Raw genomic sequence first — 12,206 nt, 5'->3', positions numbered from 1 at the left:
TCCCACTTTTGCGGTTCCTGGGTGATGGGTAAGGTTAGGTTAGCCTCACCGATTAACGGGACGGCACCAGACTTCAACCCCGCCGGGAGGTGAACCGCGTGTACGTATGCAGTTGCTTCGGGGTCACCGAACAGCAGGTCAAGCAGCACGCGGAGAACGGCGCCTGCACGCCCCGCCAGATAGCCTCCGCCTCCAAGGCGGGCACGGACTGCGGCTCCTGCGTCCGTAGCATCCAGGCGATCCTCGGCCGTGGCACCTGCCCCCGCCGTGAGCTGGCCGAACAGGGCAAGCCGGTACTGGCCGAGCTGTCCCCGGCGCAGAGCCTGGAAGAAGCCGCCTAACTCTCCGGCTGCTCGATCACCTGGGCGATGTAGAGCGCCTCGCCGAGCTTCTCCACCAGCTCCAGCTGGGTGTCCAGGTAGTCGATGTGCTGCTCCTCGTCCTCGAGGATCGACTCGAAGATGTTCGCCGACGTGATGTCGCCCTTGTTGCGCATCACCTCGATCCCGCGCTTGAGGCGGTCGATCGCCTCGACCTCCACCTGCCGGTCGGCCTGGAACATCTCGGTGACGGTCTGCCCCACCCGGACGTGGAAGAGCCGCTGGTAGTTCGGCAGGCCCTCCAGGAAGAGGATCCGGTCGGTCAGCACCTCCGCGTGCTTCATCTCGTCGAAGGACTCGTGGCGCGTGTACTTCGCGAGCTTCGTCCAGCCGAAGTTCTCCTGCATCTTCGCGTGCAGGAAGTACTGGTTGATCGCGGTCAGCTCACCGGTCAGCTGCTCGTTGAGGAATTCGATGACCTCGGGGTCGCCCTGCATCGCAGAGGCTCCTTCCAAGCGGGGGAGTGGGCAGATTGCGCCGCATCCTTGCACCGGCGTCCCGGGTCGTCCAGTAAGTGCACGCTTAGTAGGAGTTGCCCGATTCCGTACTGGGCTGGTCATGTGCACTGTCCCCGGTCTGTCAGGATGGAGTCATGGGTCAGCCGGTGGGACGTGGAACGGGAGAAGCAGCACAGTCGGAGCTTCCGCCGGGGCAGCGACTGCAGCGCGGCTGGCCGGTCACGCACTACGGTCCCGTACCCAAGTTCCGTCCCGAACGCTGGGAGTTCAGGGTCTTCGGCGCCACCGCCGACGGTGAGAAGCACTGCTGGACCCACGAGGAGTTCACGGCCCTGCCGTACACCTCGGTCGTGGCCGATCTGCACTGCGTCACGAAGTTCAGCATGATCGGGGCCGAATGGGGCGGTATCCCGGCGCGCACGATCCTGGAGATCGCCCCGCCCGCGCCCACCGTCACCCATGTCATGGTCTGGGCGGAGTACGGCTTCAGCTCGAATCTGCGCCTCGACGACTTCGCCTCCGACCGCACGATCTTCGCCACCCACAAGGACGGCGAACTCCTCACCGCCGAGCACGGCTTCCCGCTCCGCCTCGTCGTCCCCCACCTCTACGCCTGGAAGGGCCCCAAGTGGGTGCGCGGAGTCGAGTACATGACGGCCGACCGCCGCGGCTTCTGGGAGGAGCGCGGCTACCACAACCTCGGCGACCCCTGGCGCGAACAGCGCTACTCCTACCAGGAGGAGCCCGGGGACGGCCCCGAGCTCTGATCCGGCCCGCCTCTTGAGGCGGCCTCAGCCGTCCCTGAGTTTCTTCAGGCGCTCCACGTCCGCCGCGTGCCCCTCCTTCCCACCCGGCGTCTCGATGATCAGGGGTACGCCCTCAGTGGCGGGGTGGGTCATCAGCGCGCGGAACGGGTCCTCGCCGATGTGACCGGAGCCGATGTTCTCGTGGCGGTCCTTGTGGGCGCCGACCACGTCCTTGGAGTCGTTGGCGTGGATCAGCTTGAGCCGGCCCGCGCCGACCGTGTCCACCAGCAGGTCGAGCGTCTGGTGCATGCCGCTCGGCCCGGTCAGGTCGTGCCCCGCCGCGTAGATGTGGCAGGTGTCGAGGCACACGCCCAGCTTCGGATGGGCGTCCAGCGCCTCGAAGTACGGCCCGAAGTCCCAGGTGCGCGAGCAGAGCGAGGCGCCCTGACCCGCGGTCGACTCCAGGAGCAGATACGGGTCGTCGTCATGCGTCAGCTCGTCCAGCAGGGGCAGCAGATGCTCACGCACCTGCTTCAGGGCGACGGACCGCTCCCGGCCCCCGGTGGCGCTCCCCGTGTGCACGACCACGCCGAGCGCCCCGATCTCCCGGCCCCGCCGCAGCGAGTGGCGCAGCGATTCCACGGACTTCTCGACCGTCGCCTCGGTGTGCGAGCCGAAGTTGATCAGATACGGGGCATGGACGTACGCGGGTATCGACTCGGCGGCACAGGCCGCCCGGAACTCCTCGTCCTGGCGGGGACTGCCGACGGGCGTCGCCCAGCCGCGCGGGTTGGCGACGAAGACCTGGACGGTTTCGGCGCCCATCTCGCGTGCGTAGGTCAGGCCGACGGAGCTGAGGCCGCCGGCCACGGGGACATGGCCGCCGACGGGGTTGCGGAGCTGCTTGCTGGTCACGCTCTTCAGGGTGTCACGCGCTCGGGGGCGGCCCGTCGGCGGACCTCACTGCCGTGGTCCCAGCATGGCCGTGGTCTCGGCGCTGCTTGTGGTCTCAGCGGATCACGATGGAGATCGTCGATCCCTTGGGCGCGGTCTTGCCGCCCTCCACCGACTGGCTCTTGACGTGGTCACCGAAGAGCCCGAGCAGCCCGCGGTCCTCGTTGACCTGGAACCCGGCGTCCTCCAGCGTCTGCTTCGCGTCGTCCACGCTGTCGCCCACCACGTCCGGCACCGAGACCATCTCGGGGCCCTTGGAGACGGTCAGAGTGACGGTGTCGCCACCTGCGACCTGGCTGCCCGCCTTCGGTGACTGCTGGGCGATCTGGCCCTGGTCGAACTCCGAGTTGACCTGCTGGGTGGCGATCTTCACCTTCAGGCCCGCCTGCTCGAGCTCCGAGGTGGCGTCCTCGACGGACGCGCCCGTGACGTCCGCGACCTCCACCGGGCTGCCCTTGCTGACGGTGAGGGCGATGGCCGAACCGGCGTGCCGCTCCGTGCCCGCGCCCGGATCGGAACTGATCACGAAGCCCTTGGGAACGTCCTGGTCGAACTCCCGGGTGACCATGCCCGCGGCGAGCCCGTCCCCCTTCAGGACCTCCCGCGCCTTGAACAGCGCGAGTCCCGTCAGGTCGGGCACCTTCACCGTCTCCGGGCCGTTCGAGATGGTCAGCGTCACGGAGTCGTTGTCCCGGATGCGTGCGCCGGGCGCCGGGTCGCTGCTGATGACGGTGCCGCGCTTCACGGTGTCGCTGTAGGCGTGCTTGACCTGCCCGACGTCGAGACCGGCCTGCTCGATGCGCGCCTTGGCCTGCGCCTCGGTCTTTGCCAGCAGCAGCGGGACCTTCGTGAACTGGCCGGAATTGATGTACCAGACGCCCGCGCCGAGCCCGAGCACCAGCACGACCGCGGCGATGATCGCGAACATTCCGCGCCGGGGCCGTGAGCCGCTCCGCGGGGGAGCGGGCGGTCCGGACTCGAATGGGCTGGTCTGCTCGAACCGACTGGTCCGGTTCACCGGGTCGCCGGCGTCGCCGTCGTCCTCGTTCACCGGCAGCAGGCGGGGCACGGAGAGCGAGCGCGGGATCACGCTCGTACGGTCGCCCGCGTTGTCGTGCCCCACGGCGAGCGCCTGCGGGGGTATGGCGTCGAGCTGTTCGGCGGTGAGGCCGGCCCGCGCCTGGAGGACCTGGCCGAGCAGCGCCACCGCGTCGTGCGGGCGCACCTCGGGGTTGCGGGCGGTCGCCGCGGCGACCAGCTCGTCCAGGGCGTAGGGCATCGAGGGCACGGCGGCCGAGGGCGGCGGCACATCCGCGTGCAGGTGCTGGTAGAGCACCTGGGCGGGGGAGTCCCCGGAGTGCGGTTTGCCGCCGGTGAGCATCTCGTAGAGGACGACCCCGCAGGCGTAGACGTCGACGCGGGTGTCCGCGGTGCCGTTCTCGATCTGCTCGGGGGCGAGGTACGACACGGTGCCAAGGACGGCCCCTGTCGTGTTCGTGACGGTGTCCACGGCTCGGACGAGGCCGAAGTCGGCCACCTTGACCCGGCCGTCGTCCCCTATCAGGACGTTCTCCGGCTTCATGTCGCGGTGCACGAACCCGGCGCGGTGCGCGGCGCCGAGCGCGGCGAGCACCGGCTCCAGGACGTCCAGGGCTGCCCGCGGCTGCAGCGCCCCGCGCTCGCGCAGCACGTCACGCAGGGTGCAGCCGGCGACGTACTCCATGGCCAGATAGACGTACGACCCGTCCGCGCCCTGGTCGAAGACCTGCACCACGTTGGGGTGCGCGAGCCGGGCCACCGACTTGGCCTCCCGGATGAACCGCTCGACGAACGAGCCGTCGGCGGCCAGCGTCGGGTGCATCACCTTGAGCGCGAGCACGCGGTCGAGGCGGGTGTCCAGGGCCCGGTAGACCGTGGCCATCCCGCCGACCGCGATCCGTGCGTCGACGCGGTAGCGGCCGTCGAGCACTTGCCCGACAAGCGGGTCCTGAAGGGTCGTATCCACGCAGGCGAGTCTACGAGCCGCCACTGTCACCCCCACCCTTCCGGCCAGTTCCGGAGCGGGACTGCAGCCGACCTGTGACGGATCTCGCACGCCTGATCGATCCGGTCCACATGCCGTGCACAGGGAATGTAAGGCAGCCTGCCCCTCCACCGCCCAGCCGCCAACGGCGCGCCACCCCCACAGGCGACGCACGCTTTCCAGCCGACTGGAAACGGGCGGTGCGCGGGCGGGAGAAAAAACACATCAGCGCCGGGTGCCTAGAAAGCAGGACGCTCAGGATCCAACCGGGCCAGCCCCTCCGCAGGAGACGACGCGGAGGCGAAGTGCCGCCGAGGAATCCGTCCCGCACGCCACGCGAGCCGCCCGGCTTCCACCGCGTGCTTCATCCCCTCGGCCATCAGCACCGGCTCCTGGGCCCGGGTCACCGCCGACGCCAGCATGACGCCCGCACACCCCAGCTCCATCGCGAACGCCGCATCCGACGCCGTACCGGCCCCCGCGTCCAGAATCACCGGCACACGCGCGTGCTCCACGATCAGCTGGAAGTTGTGCGGGTTGCGGATGCCGAGACCGGACCCGATGGGCGACCCGAGCGGCATGACCGCCGCGCACCCCACGTCCTCCAGCTTCCGCGCGAGCACGGGATCGTCGTTGGTGTACGGCAGCACGGTGAACCCGTCGTCGACCAGCGTCTCGGCGGCGTCCAGCAACTCGATCGGATCCGGCAGCAGGGTCCGCTCGTCGGCGATGACCTCCAGCTTGACCAGCTCCGTACCGAGCGCCTCCCGCGCGAGCCGCGCGGTCAGCACGGCCTCGCCCGCGGTGAAACACCCCGCGGTGTTCGGCAGCACCCGGATGCCCAGCTTGTCGAGCACGGACAGCACCGAGCCGTGCGCCGCGGGATTCACCCGCCGCATCGCGACCGTCGTCAGCTCCGTGCCGGACGCCACGAGCGACCGCTCCAGGACGTCGAGGCTGGGCGCACCCCCCGTACCCATGATCAGCCGGGACGAGAAGGACGTACCTGCGAGGACAAACGGATCGTCGGCCATGGTTCAGCCTCCTTGGACTGCGGTGAGGACTTCGACGCGGTCTCCCTCGGAGAGGGCCGTGGACGACCACTGCGTGCGCGGGACGACGGTTTCGTTGAGCGCGGCGGCGACGCCGGACGGCGCGACGGTGAGGGTGGCGACGAGCGCGTCGAGGGCCGTGTCGGCGGCGACGAGCCGTCGCTCTCCGTTGACGAAGATGTTCATACGGTCTGCTCCGTGAGTGCGGTGCTGAAGCGCCCGGGGGTGAAGGGGCGGGCCTCTTCCGGGAGCTCGCCGGTGGTCAGGGCGTGCGCCATGACGTCCCCGGTGACGGGCGTGAGCAGCACGCCGTTGCGGTAGTGCCCGGTGGCCAGCAGCAGCCCGTCGAGCGCAGTCGGGCCGAGCAGCGGCGCGTTGTCGGGCGACCCGGGCCGCAGGCCCGCGCGCGTCTCGGTGAGCGGCAGTTCGGTGATCCCGGGCACCAGCTCGTGGGCGTCGCGCAGCAGCTCGTAGACCCCGCCCGCGGTCACCGTCGTGTCCCAGCCCAGCTCCTCGCTGGTGGCGCCCACGACGAGCTCACCGTTCTCCCGCGGCACCAGGTAGACCTGGCTGCCGCGGACCACGGCCCGCACGGTCCGGCTCAGGAACGGCGCGCACCGCTTCGGCACGGTCAGCCGCAGCACCTGACCCTTCACGGGCCGTACGGGCGGCAGTACGTCGGCAGGCACGCCCGGGAGCTTTCCGCTGAGGCTTCCGGCGGCGAGCACCACCTGTCCCGCCGCCAGCCGTTCACCGCCCGTCGTGACGACCCCGGCGGCCCGGTCCCGTACGACGGTCAAGCGCTCCGCCCACGTCCGGTGGAACTCCACTCCGGCCCGCTCACACGCCGTGACCAGGGCCTTCGCGAGTCGGCGCGGGTCGATCTGGTGGTCGCCGTCGACCCGCAGCCCGCCGCGCACGCCCGGCGCGAGCATGGGCTCCAGACGGCGGCACTCCCGGCCACTGAGCCACTCCGATTCGAGCCCCGAGCGGTGTTGCAAGGCGTGCAGTTCGCGCAGATGAGCCCGGTCGTCGGCGTCCAGCGCGACGGCCAGCGTGCCGCACCGGCGGTAGCCGAGGTCCTGGCCGCTCGCCTCGGTGAGTTCGGCGGCGAAGTCGGGATAGCGGCGCGCGGAGGCGAGGTTCAGGCCCAGCAGGGTCTGCTCGCCGTAGTGCAGCTCGGTGACGGCGGCGAGCATTCCGGCGGCCACCCGTGCCGCCCCGCCGCCCGGCTCGGGGTCCACGACCGCGACGGTGAACCCGCGCTGCGCGGCCCGCCAGGCGGTCACCAGACCGATGATCCCGCCCCCGATGACGAGGACGTCTGACGCACGTGCGTCCGATGACGGCGCATCCGAGGAACGTGCAGGTGTACGCGTAGGCGACATGGGCGTCCAGCCCCTCCCTTCGCCGGCATGACCCGGATCAGGTTCGTACGGTCGGAGGCCGCCAGCCTCCCTCTCAGCCCGGTGCGTCCGGGCTCCCGCGAGTGCTTTACGTTGGCCACCCTAGCCGCTGCCGTATGTCTCAGTAAGGGAGCCTCCGCCCATGGCCCGTACGCTCGACGGCCTGGTCCTCGCCCCGGTCGCCGACCAGGCCCCCGGGCAGGTCGGCACGCGCACCCGGTTCACGTACCACGAGAAGGACGGCGAGATCTGGGCCGAGTACGCGGGCGGGGACGTCGTACGCGGTCACCTCGTGGGGACGCGGGAGGGCGACCGCCTCGACTTCCGGTACGTGCAGCTGAAGCACGACGGCAGCACCTCGTCGGGCCACTGCGTGTCCGTGGTCGTGGAGCTGCCCGACGGACGGTTGCGCCTGGAGGAGACCTGGGAGTGGGAGTCCCAGGACGGGAGCGGCACGAGCGTTGTGGAACAGGTCACTGCGCACGTCCCCTGACTGACAGATTGTCAGTTGTCTATGGTGATCAGGTGAGCGAGCAGACGCGGGCACAGGTGCGGGCGCAGGGGCGTACGGCACGGCGGGTCGTCATCGTGGGCGCGGGCATGGCCGGCGTACAGACGGCGGTCGCCCTGCGGGAACAGGGATTCACCGGGAACGTGACGCTGATCGGCGCCGAGCCGCACCAGCCGTACGACCGGCCACCCCTGTCCAAGGCGGTGCTGCTCGGCAAGGCCGAGGGCTCCGCCTTCGACATCGACTTCGAGGCGCTGGACATCGAACTGCGGCTCGGCTGCGAGGCGCTGGGCCTGCGCCCCGCGGACCACGAGCTGGACACCGAGGCAGGACCGGTGCCCTACGACGTCCTGGTCCTCGCGACCGGCGCGGAACCGATCCAGCTGCCGGGCGCGGAGGGCGTTCCCGGCGTCCATCTGCTGCGGACCCTGGACGACGCCGAGCGGCTGCGCCCCGTGCTCGCCCAGCAGCACGACATCGTGGTCGTCGGGGCGGGCTGGATCGGTGCGGAGTTCGCGACGGCGGCACGTGAGGCCGGGTGCGCGGTCACGGTCGTCGAGGCCGCCGACCGGCCGCTGGCCGGCGCGCTGCCCGCGGAGGTGGCCGCGCCGATGACCGCCTGGTACGCGGACAGCGGCGCGTCGCTGCGCACCCACGCGCGCGTGGAGCGCGTCGAGCCCGGCGCGGTGATCCTCGACGACGGCACGAGGGTGCCGGCGGGCGCCGTGGTCGTCGGCATCGGCGCGCGCCCCGCCACCGCCTGGCTGGCCGGCTCCGGCATCGAGCTCGGCGCCCACCGTGAAGTGGTCGCCGACAACCACCTGCGTACCTCCGTGCCGGACGTCTACGCGGTCGGCGACTGCGCCTCCTTCCCGTCGGGCCGCTACGAGCAGCGCCTCCTCGTCCACCACTGGGACAACGCCCTCCAGGCGCCGCGCACGGTCGCGGCGAACATCATCGGCGAGGCCCCGGCGGCCTACGACCCGGTCCCGTACTTCTGGTCCGAGCAGTTCGGCCGCTTCGTCCAGTACGTCGGCCATCACACCCCCGCCGATACGACCATCTGGCGGGGCGACCCGTCCGGCGCGGCCTGGACGGTGTGCTGGCTCCGCGAGAGCCGCCTCGTCGCCCTGCTGGCCGTGGGGCGTCCCCGTGACCTGGCCCAGGCCCGCCGCCTCATCGAGGCGGGCATGCCCATGAACCCGGACGTCCTGGCCGACCCTTCCCGCCCTCTGAAGGACGCCACGGCATGACCGCCCGGTTTGCGTCGCCCGGACGGCGGTCCGGGGGGCGCTCGGGTACCGAGTGTCAGTCCGGGATGGCAGGCTTGTCCCGTGACCGAGATTGACGCAAAGATCGATGCTCTCGTCCCCGCCTGGCTCACCCTCCCCGACATCGCCGAACAGCTCGGCGTCGAGGTGACCCGCGTCCGGCAGTTGGTCAAGGAGGGCCAGCTGATCGCCGTACGCCGTGGTGAGAACCGCGCGCTGCACGTCCCCGCCGCCTTCATCGACGGGAACGAGCAGAAGGTCGTCAAGGGCCTGACCGGCACCTTGACGCTCCTGCGGGACGACGGCTTCTCCGACGAAGAGATGCTCGAGTGGCTCTTCACCCCCGACCCGAGCCTGCCCGGCACCCCCGCGCAGGCGCTGAGCGAGAATCGCGGCACGGAGGTGAAGCGCCGCGCCCAGGCGCTCGCCGTCTGATTCGACCGACCCTCCGGCGTACGGACCACGGCCGGCCCCGGACCACCCCGGCCGCCGCGGTCCGTACGCACCGCACCACGTCCGTAGGGTGCGTACGACATCCGTACGCACCGCACCACGGGGGACACACGCATGCCCGAGAACGCCGCCCGCACCCGCCTCGCCGACGCCCGCGTCTACCTCTGCACGGACGCCCGCAAGCGTCAGGGTGACCTCGCCGACTTCCTGGACGCGGTCCTGACCGGCGGCGTCGACATCGTGCAGCTGCGCGACAAGGGCATGGAGGCCGCCGAGGAACTGGAGCACCTCCAGGTCTTCGCGGACGCCTGCGCCCGCCACGGCAAGCTCCTCGCGGTCAACGACCGGGCAGACGTCGCCCACGCCATCGGCGCCGACGTACTCCACCTGGGCCAGGGCGACCTGCCGGTCCCCGCCGCCCGCGCGATCCTCGGCGACGAGGTCCTGATCGGCCGCTCCACGCACGCCGAGTCCGAGGCCGCGGCGGCCGCCGTCCAGGACGGCGTCGACTACTTCTGCACCGGTCCCTGCTGGCCCACCCCCACCAAGCCCGGCCGCCACGCCCCGGGCCTCGGCCTGGTCCGTTACACGGCCTCGCTCGTCACCGACCGCCCCTGGTTCGCCATCGGCGGCATCGACCTCGGCAACCTCGACGAGGTCCTGGAGGCGGGCGCCCGCCGCGTCGTCGTCGTACGGGCGATCACCGAGGCGGCGGATCCCGGCGCGGCGGCGGGAGAATTCGCGAAGCGGCTGCGTCAGGCGTAAGGGGCGGCCGCGTCAGGCACAGGCCGTGCCCACGGGCGCGTCGATGGTCCGATCGACGATCGGACCGGTTGTCCCCACAGGTGTCCGAGGGGTGGACAAGAAGTCGACAAATCGGACAATTGGCGTCGGTTCGGTTGGGAGACCGCCGCCCCCTGACTAACCTGCGGGTATGGCCCTCGGATCTGCTTCCACCAGGACTGATCGCGCACGCACCGTGCGCGACATGCTCGCCACCGGCAAGGCGACGTACTCGTTCGAGTTCTCCGCGCCGAAAACCCCCAAGGGTGAGCGCAACCTGTGGAACGCGCTGCGTCGCGTCGAGGCCGTCGCCCCCGACTTCGTCTCTGTCACCTACGGTGCCGGTGGCTCGACGCGCGCGGGCACGGTCAAGGAGACCGAGCAGATCGTCGCCGACACGACGCTCACCCCGGTCGCCCACCTCACCGCGGTCAACCACTCCATCGCCGAACTGCGCAACATCATCGGCCAGTACGCCGACGCCGGCATCCGGAACATGCTCGCGGTCCGCGGCGACCCGCCCGGCGACCCGATGGGCGAGTGGGTCTCGCACCCGCAGGGCCTGACCTACGCCGCCGAACTCGTCCGTCTCATCAAGGAGTCCGGCGACTTCTGTGTCGGCGTCGCCGCCTTCCCCGAGATGCACCCCCGCTCCGCGGACTGGGACATGGACGTCGCGCACTTCGTCGACAAGTGCCGGGCCGGCGCGGACTACGCGATCACCCAGATGTTCTTCCAGCCCGAGTCGTATCTTCGCCTGCGTGACCGGGTGGTGGCGGCCGGCTGTACGACACCGGTCATCCCGGAGGTCATGCCGGTGACGAGTGTGAAGATGCTGGAACGACTTCCGAAGCTCAGCAACGCTTCGTTCCCGGACGTCCTGAAAGAGCGGATCCTCACAGCCAAAGACGATCCGGCGGCTGTACGCTCCATTGGGATCGAGTTCGCGACGGAGTTCTGCGCGAGGCTGCTGGACGAGGGAGTCCCCGGACTTCACTTCATCACGCTCAACAACTCCACGGCGACGCTGGAAATCTACGAGAATCTGGGCCTGCACCACCCGCAGCAGGCCTAGACCGGTCGCACCCACGTACGACACACTGCGTAGCGGCCACTGGGAGAGGGGCGTACATGGGCTGGACGGTCCTCTATATCGCTTTCGGCATCGTCGCGCTGTGGCTGCTCGGCGAGGTCCTGCTGCAGTACAAGGCGCGGTTGCGCTGGCGTCTGCTCGCGTTCGTGGGCTTCCTCGGTGTCGTCTTCGGCGTACTGATCCCCTCCGTGATCGTCATCGGGCTCGGCGCGGCGGCCTTCGCGGTCGGCCAGACGTACGTCACCCTGTCGTTCCGCCGCGGTTTCGCGGAAGGCTGGGCCGTGGGCAACCGGCAGGGTGCCGACAGCGGCGCCGGCAAGGGCTTCGGCAAGAGCAAGCGACGCCGCGGCGAGGACCACCAGGACCCGGCGCTGGAGGTCTCCGACCTCGAAACAGCCGAGGGAGCCGAGGCCGGGGCCGAAGGACCGGCCCGAGGCGCGGCGTATCCCCAGGGCGACGACTTCACCCGCGAGGACGACGTGTTCTCGCCCGCGCACTCCGACCGGTTCATGCCGCCCGGCTCCGGCGACCTGACGGCCGCCGAGGCCACCGCCGTGTACGAGCCCCAGCCCCTGCCCGACGACACCGGCTCCTACGGCGTCTACAACGCCACCGCCTACGCGGCCGCCAACGACCAGTCCTACGCCGCCGCGGCCCAGTCCCAGGACCAGCAGGCCTACGCGTACGACGGCTACTCGACCGGGTACGACCAGCAGCAGTACGGCTACGACAACAGCCAGCAGCAGTACGCGGCCTACTCCGACCCGTACATCGGCACGCAGACCTACGGCGGCGCCTCGTACGACACGACCTACGGTGGCGGCGACCAGCAGTACACGCAGCAGCAGGGCTACGACAACGGCCAGCAGCAGTACGCCACCGGCGGCTACGCCGGCGAGACCCCGGCCGGCGGCGTCTGGGTCCCGCAGCAGCGCAACACCGACGACCCCTACGGCGGCGAACTCCCGCCGGAGCAGCCCTACCCGTACCAGGGCAACGGCAACGGCGCCGGGTACGACGAGCAGTACCGGTACTGAAGGCCCGCCCCCTTCGGGCGGCCTTCGGCGCGCCGGTGC

At 70.7% G+C, this 12,206-nt stretch carries 14 protein-coding genes and 1 riboswitch; of the genes, 8 read left to right on the top strand and 6 right to left on the bottom strand.

The genetic code is table 11. The features are described 5' to 3' along the window. The first annotated feature begins 89 nt into the window (after window positions 1-89). On the top strand, window positions 90-341 hold the full coding sequence (locus ACZ7M2_RS02060; RefSeq protein WP_352046617.1) for a (2Fe-2S)-binding protein: 252 nt from the start codon (window positions 90-92) through the stop codon (window positions 339-341). Here ACZ7M2_RS02060 and bfr read toward each other — a convergent pair. Further along, complete coding sequence (gene bfr / locus ACZ7M2_RS02055; protein ID WP_471593766.1) at window positions 338-817, bottom strand: bacterioferritin; 480 nt, start codon at window positions 815-817, stop codon at window positions 338-340. The genes ACZ7M2_RS02060 and bfr overlap by 4 nt on opposite strands. A 155-nt stretch (window positions 818-972) precedes the next feature. Here bfr and ACZ7M2_RS02050 point away from each other — a divergent pair, with 155 nt between their 5' ends. Then, window positions 973-1,605, top strand: a complete 633-nt coding sequence (locus tag ACZ7M2_RS02050; RefSeq protein ID WP_471593765.1) for a sulfite oxidase-like oxidoreductase — start codon at window positions 973-975, stop codon at window positions 1,603-1,605. A 24-nt stretch (window positions 1,606-1,629) separates the two neighbouring features. Here ACZ7M2_RS02050 and ACZ7M2_RS02045 read toward each other — a convergent pair whose 3' ends face one another. From ACZ7M2_RS02045 to thiO, 5 genes are all read right to left on the bottom strand, one after another. Beyond that, the gene (locus ACZ7M2_RS02045; protein WP_261689544.1) at window positions 1,630-2,499 is read right to left on the bottom strand and encodes a deoxyribonuclease IV; all 870 of its coding nucleotides are present in this window, start codon (window positions 2,497-2,499) and stop codon (window positions 1,630-1,632) included. A gap of 94 nt (window positions 2,500-2,593) precedes the next feature. After that, complete coding sequence (gene pknB, locus ACZ7M2_RS02040) at window positions 2,594-4,543, bottom strand: Stk1 family PASTA domain-containing Ser/Thr kinase (protein ID WP_471593764.1); 1,950 nt, start codon at window positions 4,541-4,543, stop codon at window positions 2,594-2,596. Window positions 4,544-4,800: 257 nt separating this feature from the next. Next, complete coding sequence (locus tag ACZ7M2_RS02035; RefSeq protein ID WP_471593763.1) at window positions 4,801-5,595, bottom strand: thiazole synthase; 795 nt, start codon at window positions 5,593-5,595, stop codon at window positions 4,801-4,803. Window positions 5,596-5,598: 3 nt separating this feature from the next. Further along, on the bottom strand, window positions 5,599-5,799 hold the full coding sequence (gene thiS / locus ACZ7M2_RS02030) for a sulfur carrier protein ThiS (RefSeq protein WP_352046612.1): 201 nt from the start codon (window positions 5,797-5,799) through the stop codon (window positions 5,599-5,601). Continuing rightward, a complete protein-coding gene (gene thiO, locus ACZ7M2_RS02025) occupies window positions 5,796-7,001 on the bottom strand; it encodes a glycine oxidase ThiO (protein ID WP_471593762.1) in 1,206 nt (401 codons plus the stop codon). Before thiO ends, thiS begins: the two co-directional genes overlap by 4 nt. After that, window positions 6,999-7,110, bottom strand: a riboswitch (TPP riboswitch). Its footprint overlaps the gene before it by 3 nt. Window positions 7,111-7,161: 51 nt before the next feature. On the opposite strand from thiO, the gene ACZ7M2_RS02020 reads away from it, so the two are divergent. The 6 genes from ACZ7M2_RS02020 to ACZ7M2_RS01995 all read left to right on the top strand — a co-directional run bounded on the left by ACZ7M2_RS02020 (window position 7,162) and on the right by ACZ7M2_RS01995 (window position 12,167). Continuing rightward, window positions 7,162-7,512: an avidin-fold protein gene (locus ACZ7M2_RS02020; protein ID WP_054231514.1), complete on the top strand. Its 351-nt coding sequence runs from the start codon at window positions 7,162-7,164 to the stop codon at window positions 7,510-7,512. Window positions 7,513-7,544: 32 nt separating this feature from the next. Next, on the top strand, window positions 7,545-8,783 hold the full coding sequence (locus ACZ7M2_RS02015; protein WP_471593761.1) for an NAD(P)/FAD-dependent oxidoreductase: 1,239 nt from the start codon (window positions 7,545-7,547) through the stop codon (window positions 8,781-8,783). A gap of 81 nt (window positions 8,784-8,864) precedes the next feature. Continuing rightward, window positions 8,865-9,236 carry an Rv2175c family DNA-binding protein gene (locus ACZ7M2_RS02010; protein ID WP_054231512.1) on the top strand — a complete coding sequence of 124 codons (372 nt, stop codon included), beginning with the start codon at window positions 8,865-8,867 and terminating at the stop codon, window positions 9,234-9,236. 132 nt (window positions 9,237-9,368) lie between these two features. After that, window positions 9,369-10,019: a thiamine phosphate synthase gene (gene thiE / locus ACZ7M2_RS02005; RefSeq protein ID WP_352046609.1), complete on the top strand. Its 651-nt coding sequence runs from the start codon at window positions 9,369-9,371 to the stop codon at window positions 10,017-10,019. Window positions 10,020-10,188: 169 nt separating this feature from the next. Further along, the gene (gene metF / locus ACZ7M2_RS02000) at window positions 10,189-11,112 is read left to right on the top strand and encodes a methylenetetrahydrofolate reductase [NAD(P)H] (RefSeq protein ID WP_352046608.1); all 924 of its coding nucleotides are present in this window, start codon (window positions 10,189-10,191) and stop codon (window positions 11,110-11,112) included. Window positions 11,113-11,168: 56 nt separating this feature from the next. After that, a complete protein-coding gene (locus ACZ7M2_RS01995; protein ID WP_471593760.1) occupies window positions 11,169-12,167 on the top strand; it encodes an SCO2102 family sporulation regulator in 999 nt (332 codons plus the stop codon). Window positions 12,168-12,206: the final 39 nt, after the last annotated feature.

This window comes from Streptomyces sp. NPDC111507 (assembly GCF_055638955.1).
Note: the sequence above shows the minus strand (reverse complement) of the source record. Positions and strands in the feature narration are given on the sequence as shown.

Bases quoted from the DNA above. Each gene is read 5' to 3' on its own strand.
- bfr (WP_471593766.1), bottom strand. From the start codon at position 817: ATGCAGGGCGACCCCGAGGTCATCGAATTCCTCAACGAGCAGCTGACC.
- ACZ7M2_RS02050 (WP_471593765.1), top strand. From the start codon at position 973: ATGGGTCAGCCGGTGGGACGTGGAACGGGAGAAGCAGCACAGTCGGAG.
- ACZ7M2_RS02035 (WP_471593763.1), bottom strand. From the start codon at position 5,595: ATGGCCGACGATCCGTTTGTCCTCGCAGGTACGTCCTTCTCGTCCCGG.
- thiS (WP_352046612.1), bottom strand. From the start codon at position 5,799: ATGAACATCTTCGTCAACGGAGAGCGACGGCTCGTCGCCGCCGACACG.
- thiO (WP_471593762.1), bottom strand. From the start codon at position 7,001: ATGTCGCCTACGCGTACACCTGCACGTTCCTCGGATGCGCCGTCATCG.
- ACZ7M2_RS02020 (WP_054231514.1), top strand. From the start codon at position 7,162: ATGGCCCGTACGCTCGACGGCCTGGTCCTCGCCCCGGTCGCCGACCAG.
- thiE (WP_352046609.1), top strand. From the start codon at position 9,369: ATGCCCGAGAACGCCGCCCGCACCCGCCTCGCCGACGCCCGCGTCTAC.
- metF (WP_352046608.1), top strand. From the start codon at position 10,189: ATGGCCCTCGGATCTGCTTCCACCAGGACTGATCGCGCACGCACCGTG.
- ACZ7M2_RS01995 (WP_471593760.1), top strand. From the start codon at position 11,169: ATGGGCTGGACGGTCCTCTATATCGCTTTCGGCATCGTCGCGCTGTGG.